Source organism: Salipiger sp. PrR007, assembly GCF_010499845.1.
Classification (GTDB): domain Bacteria; phylum Pseudomonadota; class Alphaproteobacteria; order Rhodobacterales; family Rhodobacteraceae; genus Salipiger; species Salipiger pacificus_A.
Genome location: NZ_JAAGOZ010000012.1, coordinates 124,953 through 131,522, shown reverse-complemented (window position 1 = coordinate 131,522; position 6,570 = coordinate 124,953). Strand labels below are relative to the sequence as shown.

The window sequence follows — 6,570 nt, the reverse complement described above, 5'->3', positions numbered from 1 at the left end:
CCGCCGCCCGGTCGAGGGCCTTGCCATGGGCTGCGCGCGGCTGGCGGGCGGGCGCAGCACGGTGATCGTCGACGCCGCGCCGCCGCCGCAGGGGCGCGCCTCGGCGGGCGCACATGCCTCGACGCTGGCCTTCGAGTTGACCTCCGGTCGTCGCCCGCTGATCGTCAGCTGCGGCGCCGGCTCGGTCTTCGGCGAGGAGTGGCGGCGCGCGGCGCGGGCCACGCCGTCGCATTCCACGCTCTGCCTCGATGGTACGTCGAGCGCCCGGCTCGGGGAGCGCAAGCGCATCGGCGGGATCGAACGCGAGCTGATCGTCGAGGGCCCGCGCGAGGTGCCGGTGGAACTGGCGCAGGACGCGGCGGGCTGGCGGTTCGAGGCCGCCCATGACGGCTACAAGCGCAGCCACGGGCTGACCCATGCGCGCAAGCTCGAGCTGAGCCTCGACGGGCGAACCCTGGAAGGCGAGGACATGCTCTTCGCGCTGGATGCCAAGGATCGAAAGACCTTCGACAAGCGGCTCGACCGGGGCGGGCTTGAAGGGTTCCGCTATGAGATTCGCTTTCACCTGCATCCCGACGTCGATGCCGAGCTCGACATGGCCGGCGCGGCGGTCTCGCTGGGGTTGCGTTCGGGCGAGATCTGGGTGTTCCGCCCAGAACCGGGGGTGAAAATGGCGGTGGAAGACTCGGTTTACCTGGAAAATGGCCGGCTTCGGCCCCGCGGGGCGCAACAGGTCGTTTTATCCGGCCGCGTGATGGAGTATGCGACCCGCATCCGCTGGTCGCTGGCCAAGGCGCAGGACACCGCCATCGCGATCCGAGACCTTGGGCAGGACGAGCCGGATGTGACGCTCTGAACCATCTGGGACCCTCCTCATGCCTGATCTCTCCCCCGTCGCCCGCGCCCTCATTTCCGTTTCGGACAAGACCGGTCTCATCGACCTGGCCAAGGCGCTGAGCGCAAGGGGTGTCGAGCTGCTCTCGACCGGCGGATCCGCCAAGGCGATCCGCGAGGCGGGCCTCAAGGTGCGCGACGTGTCGGATGTGACCGAGTTCCCCGAGATGATGGACGGCCGCGTCAAGACGCTGCATCCGCGCGTTCATGGCGGCCTGCTGGCGCTGCGCGACAACCCCGCGCACGTCGAGGCAATGAAGGCCCACGGCATCACCGGGATCGACCTGCTGGTGGTCAACCTCTACCCGTTCGAGGAAACCGTCGCCAAGGGCGCTGACTATGACACCTGCATCGAGAACATCGACATCGGCGGCCCGGCGATGATTCGCGCGGCGGCGAAGAACCACGCCTTCGTCAACGTGGTGACCGATGTGGCCGACTACGAGGCGCTGCTGGCCGAGCTTGATGCCAACGACGGCGCCACCACCTATGCCTTCCGCCAGAAGCTCGCGCAGGTCGCCTATGCCCGCACCGGCGCCTATGACGCCGCGGTCTCGACCTGGATGGCCGGCGCGCTGAACGACGACGCCCCGCGCCGCCGGGTTTTCTCGGGCGAGATCGCCCAGACCCTGCGCTACGGCGAGAACCCGCACCAGAAGGCTGCCTTCTACCGCGACGGTTCGGAGCGCCCGGGCGTGGCGACCGCTGTGCAGCATCAGGGCAAGGAACTGAGCTACAACAACATCAACGACACCGACGCCGCCTTCGAGCTGGTTTCGGAGTTCCTGCCCGCGGATGGGCCGGCCTGCGCGATCATCAAGCACGCCAACCCCTGCGGCGTCGCCAAGGGCGCGACCCTGCTGGAAGCATATCAGAAGGCGTTTGACTGTGACCGTACCTCGGCCTTCGGCGGCATCGTCGCGCTGAACATGCCGCTCGACGCCGAGACCGCCGAAGCGATCACCGAGATTTTCACCGAGGTGGTGATCGCGCCCGGCGCCGATGATGCCGCCAAGGAGATCTTCGCCAAGAAGAAGAACCTGCGCCTGCTGACCACCGACGGGCTTGCCGACACCTCCGAGCCGGGCCTCGCCTACCGCCAAGTCTCGGGCGGGATGCTCGTGCAGGACAAGGACAACGGCACGATCACGCTGGACGATCTGAAGGTGGTGACCAAGAAGCAGCCGTCGGACGAGGAACTGCTGGACCTGCTCTTTGCCTGGAAGGTCGCCAAGCACGTCAAGTCGAACGCCATCGTCTACGTCAAGAACGGCGCCACCGTCGGTGTCGGTGCGGGCCAGATGAGCCGCGTCGACTCGGCGCTGATCGCCGCCAAGAAGGCCGAGCGCATGGCCGAGGCCCTCGGCCTCGACACGCCGCTCACGCAGGGCTCGGCGGTCGCCTCGGACGCCTTCTTCCCCTTCCCCGACGGGCTGATGGAAGCGGCGGCCGCGGGCGCGACCACGGTGATCCAGCCGGGCGGGTCGATGCGCGACGACGAGGTGATCGCGGCGGCCGACGAGGCTGGGCTCGCGATGGTCTTCACCGGGATGCGCCACTTCCGCCACTGATCCAGCGCGCATCGCAGGGCTGACAGGGGAGGCGGGCCGTGGCCCGCCTCTCTTTTTATGCCCGGGGTACGCTCAGTCGGGCAGCCGGTAGGCGATGATCGCGTCGCTGACCCCGGTTTCCATCGCGTGATGGCCCGTGGCGGCGATCAGCACGTATTGCCGGCCGTCCACCTCGTAGCTGATCGGGTTGGCCTGCCCGCCCGCGGGCAGCGCGTCGGTCCAGAGGTTCTCGCCGGTTTCGATGTCGATGGCGCGGAAGAGATTGTCGACGGCCGCCCCGATGAAGATCAGCCCCGAGGCGGTGAGTACCGCGCCACCATTGTTCGGTGTGCCGATCTTCAGCGGCAGCCGCGACGGCAGGCCGAAGGGGCCATTGCGCCGGGCGGTGCCAAGCGGCGTGTCCCAGACCGGCTCACCCGTCGCGAGGTCGATGGCGGTGATCCCGCCATAGGGCGGCTGGGTGCAGGGAAGTTCGGTGAGGCCTGATCGCCACCCGGCGTTGGTCGTCACCCCGTAGGGCGCGCCGACTTGCGGCTGGCCGCGCCCTACGGCGCGCTCAGGGCTGCCGATCGGCCGCATGCCCTCGGCGTCGGCCTCAGCGCGAGGCACCAGCCGGGTGAGATTGGGAATGTCGTTGTAGTTGGCGATGAGCAGCCCGCGGGACGTGTCCACCGCCACCGAGCCCCAGTCGTTGCCCCCGTAATAGCCCGGGTACTGGATGTAATTCCGGGTCGAGGGCGGGGTCAGGTAGCCGTCGTAGACCATCTGCCGGAAACGGATGCGGCAATAGAGCTGGTCGATGGGGGTGATCCCCCACATCCGCTTCTCGGTCAGCGGCGGCTTGCGCAGGGTCGCCCAGAGGGACACCGGCTGGCTGTCGGCGACGAAGTCCGGCTCGATCTCGCCCTGCGGCAGGTCGGTGAGCTCGCCCACCGGGGTGAGCGGCGCACCGGTCTCGCGGTTGAGGATGTAGAGATCCCCCTGTTTCGAGGACAGCAGGATTGCCGGTTCGCCCTTGTAATCCAGCAGCGTCGGCTGCGCGCCGAGGTCGTAGTCCCACACGTCGTGCCGCAGGGTCTGGAAATGCCAGAGCTCCTCGCCCGTGGCGGCATCCAGTGCGACCAGAGAGGTGGCGTAGGCATTTTCTGCCTCCGAGCGGTTGGAGCCGTAGTAGTCCACCGCGGAATTGCCGAGCGGAAGGTAGACGATGCCGCGCAGCTCGTCGGCGGTGGCGGTGGTCCACATGTTGGGCGTACCGCGGGTGTAGGTCTTGCCCTCGGGCGGGCCGCCGCGCATCTCCTCGGGTGCGGCCAAGTCCCAGGCCCAGGCGAGCGCGCCGGTCACCGCGTCGAAGCCGCGCACCACGCCCGAGGGGGCGTCCTCGGCCTGTCCGTCCTTGACCTGTGCGCCGGTGACCACGATGCCGCCGACGATGGTGGGCGCGGCGGTGACCGCGTAGAAGCCCGGCACCTTTTCGCCGATGCCCTCCCAGAGATCGACCTGTCCGCCGCTGCCGAAGTCCGTGCAGGGCTCCCCGGTCTCGACGTCGAGCGCGATCAGGCGGGCATCGAGCGTGGCCTCGATCACCCGCACCTTGCAGGCCTCGCCCTCGGGCCTGTCCGGATCGGTATAGGCGGCCACACCGCGGCAGGTTGCCCCATAGGGGATCGCCTCGCGCGGGACCTCGGGATCGAAGCGCCAGCGCTCCTCGCCGGTTGCCGCGTCGATCGAGATCATCCTGTTCATCGCGGTGCACATGACGAGACTGTCGCCGATCTTCAGCGGCGTCGTCTCGGCGGCGTATCTGCCGGCGCCGTCGCCGGGGGGCAGATCGCCGGTGTGGAAGACGAAGGCGCGCTCGAGCTGTCCGACATTCGCGGGGGTGATCTGGGTCAGCGGCGAAAAGCGCTGTGCCATGCCGTCGCCGCCATAATAGGGCCAGTCCGCGCCGACGGGTATCGGCATCGCCCGTTCGGGCGGCGGCTCGGATGCGCCGCCGTCCTGGGCAAGCACGGAGGGTGCGGCAAGGCTGAGCACGGCGCCCGCAAAGGAGGCCAGCAAGCCGCGCCCGGGCGTTTGGAGAAAACGGATCATCGACATGTACCTCCTACAAGAGCTTTGGCCCGGGGCTCTGTGGGTCTTGATCGGGTCTTCAGGAAGGGCGGCGCCTGTTTCGGACAAGGGTCGGGAGGCAGGCCAGCATGAGAAGCAGGATCACGGTCGGGGACAGCATCCGCGGCAGCTGCGCCCACCAGTCGCTGCCGCTCTCCCACCAGGCCCAGCCAAGCGTTCCGATCCAGACGAGCAGGTAAAGCCACAGCGCCTTCAGGCTGCCGCGATTGAGCAGCGCCCCGGAGAGGACAAGGCCGAGCCCCGCGAGCGCGTAGTACCAGCTTCCGCCCAGGGAGATCAGCCAGAGACCGCCAGCCAGAAGCACGAGGCCCAGCAGAACGCAGCCCCATCCAAGGAGTTTTACACCCCAGCCGACGGAGGATCTCTGAGAGGGAGAAGAAATGCTTGTCACAATTGGCGCTCACTCATCAGAATTCTGAAAAAGGAACCGGCGAAAATTAATTGCCACAAGAAATAGATATTCAGTCGCCGGAATGTCGACAAGCATCATGATGCCGCGGGCGCGAAAAAGATCTCTCTTGGGTGGACTCGGGAAATTCGCAGGCAACCGGCGGGAGCAGAGCCAACTGGACTTGGCTTGGCGTTGCCCGTGGCGTCTCACCCTAACGTGGTCCCCGAAGTCGCGCGGGTGACCGGAGAGTGATCGTGACCAATTCCGCGCAATTCACCCCGGCGCCGATTCGTGAAATGATGGGGTCGGCGGCGGCGGAGCGCTGCCTTATTTTTGGGAGTGATTGGCGTGAAGGTATTTTTGGGGGCTGCCCTCGCGGCGGCGGCGACCTTTCTTTGCCTGCCCGGAGTTGCGGCGGGCCAGGAGGCGGAACGCGCGGTTCTGAAAGCCCTGCTGTCGGGCGGCACCGGGGATGTCGAAGTCACCGAGGATTTCGCCCGCGCCGTCCCCAAAGCCCAGCTCGATGGCCTGCTCGAGACCTTGAGGGCGCAGGTCGGCCCGGTCGAGCAGATCGAGCTTGTCGACGGCAGCGGCACGCTGCGCAGCGCGACCTACCAGGTGCCGGTGAAGATCACCCTTGATCCCGAGGGGCGGATCGCCGGGCTCCGCCTCGGTGCGCCCGAGCCGCTGGTCGCCGATCTGCGCGCGGCTGTGGCAGGGCTGGAGGGGCTAGGGGCCGAGGTCTCCTGGCTGGTGACCCGCGAGGGCGAGGTTCTGGCGGCGGGCGGCGCATCGCATCCGCTGGCGGTCGGCTCCGCCTTCAAGCTGGGGATCCTGTCGGTGCTGGCCCGCGACGTGCGTGCGGGCAAGACCGATTGGGATCGTGTGCTGCGGCTTGGCGACGGGCATCGGTCGCTGCCCTCGGGGCGACTTCAGGATTTCCCCGAAGAGGCGCCGGTGACGTTGCACACCGCCGCGCTGCTGATGATCGCCGAGAGCGACAACACCGCCACCGACCTGCTTCTCGACTTGCTCGGGCGCGACACCGTGGCCGAGGAACTGGCGATTGCGCCGGAGGCAATGCTCTCGACCCGCGAGTTCTTTGCCCTCAAGAGCGATCCCGCAGCGGCCCGGGCCTGGCTCGACGCCGAGCCCGAGGACCGCTCCGGCATTGCCGCCGAGACCGCGTCGACGCCCCCCGATCCTGCCGGGGCCGCCGCGCATTCGGTGCCGGGGATCGAGTGGTACCTGCCGCTCGAGCAGCTCTGCGCGCTGCTGCTGCCCATGGCGGACCTGCCGATGCTGCAGCTCAATCCCGGGCCCGCCTACGGACTGGGTCCCGCCGCCTACAAGGGCGGCTCGGAGCCCGGGGTGCTGAATTTCACCGTGGCGCTGCGCGACGCCGAGGAGAGACCCCTGTGCGCGGCGCTGACGGTGAACGATCCGGGGGTGATCGACGAGCAGGCGGCGACGGGCGCCTTCCGCGCATTGTTGCGCCGGGCGCTCGCACACCCCTGAACCAGGCAGGGCTTTTCCTCGCGGCGCGCAGCCTGTAGACCGGGGCGGAAACCCGGGGCGCGG

Annotated in this window: 5 protein-coding genes; 3 read left to right on the top strand and 2 right to left on the bottom strand. The window is 68.3% G+C overall.

Translation table 11 applies throughout. The features are described 5' to 3' along the window. Both G0Q01_RS04555 and purH read left to right on the top strand, forming a co-directional pair. Positions 1-856, top strand: an 856-nt coding sequence (locus tag G0Q01_RS04555; RefSeq protein ID WP_203594897.1) for a heparinase II/III family protein, incomplete at its 5' end; no start/stop codon positions are given. 19 nt (positions 857-875) lie between these two features. Beyond that, a complete protein-coding gene (gene purH / locus G0Q01_RS04550; protein WP_164190793.1) occupies positions 876-2,465 on the top strand; it encodes a bifunctional phosphoribosylaminoimidazolecarboxamide formyltransferase/IMP cyclohydrolase in 1,590 nt (529 codons plus the stop codon). Between the two features lie 72 nt (positions 2,466-2,537). On the opposite strand, the gene G0Q01_RS04545 is transcribed toward purH, so the two are convergent. Together G0Q01_RS04545 and G0Q01_RS04540 are read right to left on the bottom strand one after the other, a co-directional pair. Beyond that, positions 2,538-4,559, bottom strand: a complete 2,022-nt coding sequence (locus G0Q01_RS04545) for a pyrroloquinoline quinone-dependent dehydrogenase (RefSeq protein WP_235939606.1) — start codon at positions 4,557-4,559, stop codon at positions 2,538-2,540. A 58-nt stretch (positions 4,560-4,617) separates the two neighbouring features. Continuing rightward, positions 4,618-4,980, bottom strand: a complete 363-nt coding sequence (locus G0Q01_RS04540; RefSeq protein WP_370457182.1) for a glucose dehydrogenase — start codon at positions 4,978-4,980, stop codon at positions 4,618-4,620. Positions 4,981-5,337: 357 nt separating this feature from the next. On the opposite strand from G0Q01_RS04540, the gene G0Q01_RS04535 reads away from it, so the two are divergent. Next, positions 5,338-6,507, top strand: a complete 1,170-nt coding sequence (locus G0Q01_RS04535) for a serine hydrolase (protein WP_370457179.1) — start codon at positions 5,338-5,340, stop codon at positions 6,505-6,507. Positions 6,508-6,570: the final 63 nt, after the last annotated feature.

Excerpts from the sequence above, each read along its gene's own strand:
- G0Q01_RS04545 (WP_235939606.1), bottom strand. The coding sequence starts at position 4,559 with ATGATCCGTTTTCTCCAAACGCCCGGGCGCGGCTTGCTGGCCTCCTTT.
- purH (WP_164190793.1), top strand. The coding sequence starts at position 876 with ATGCCTGATCTCTCCCCCGTCGCCCGCGCCCTCATTTCCGTTTCGGAC.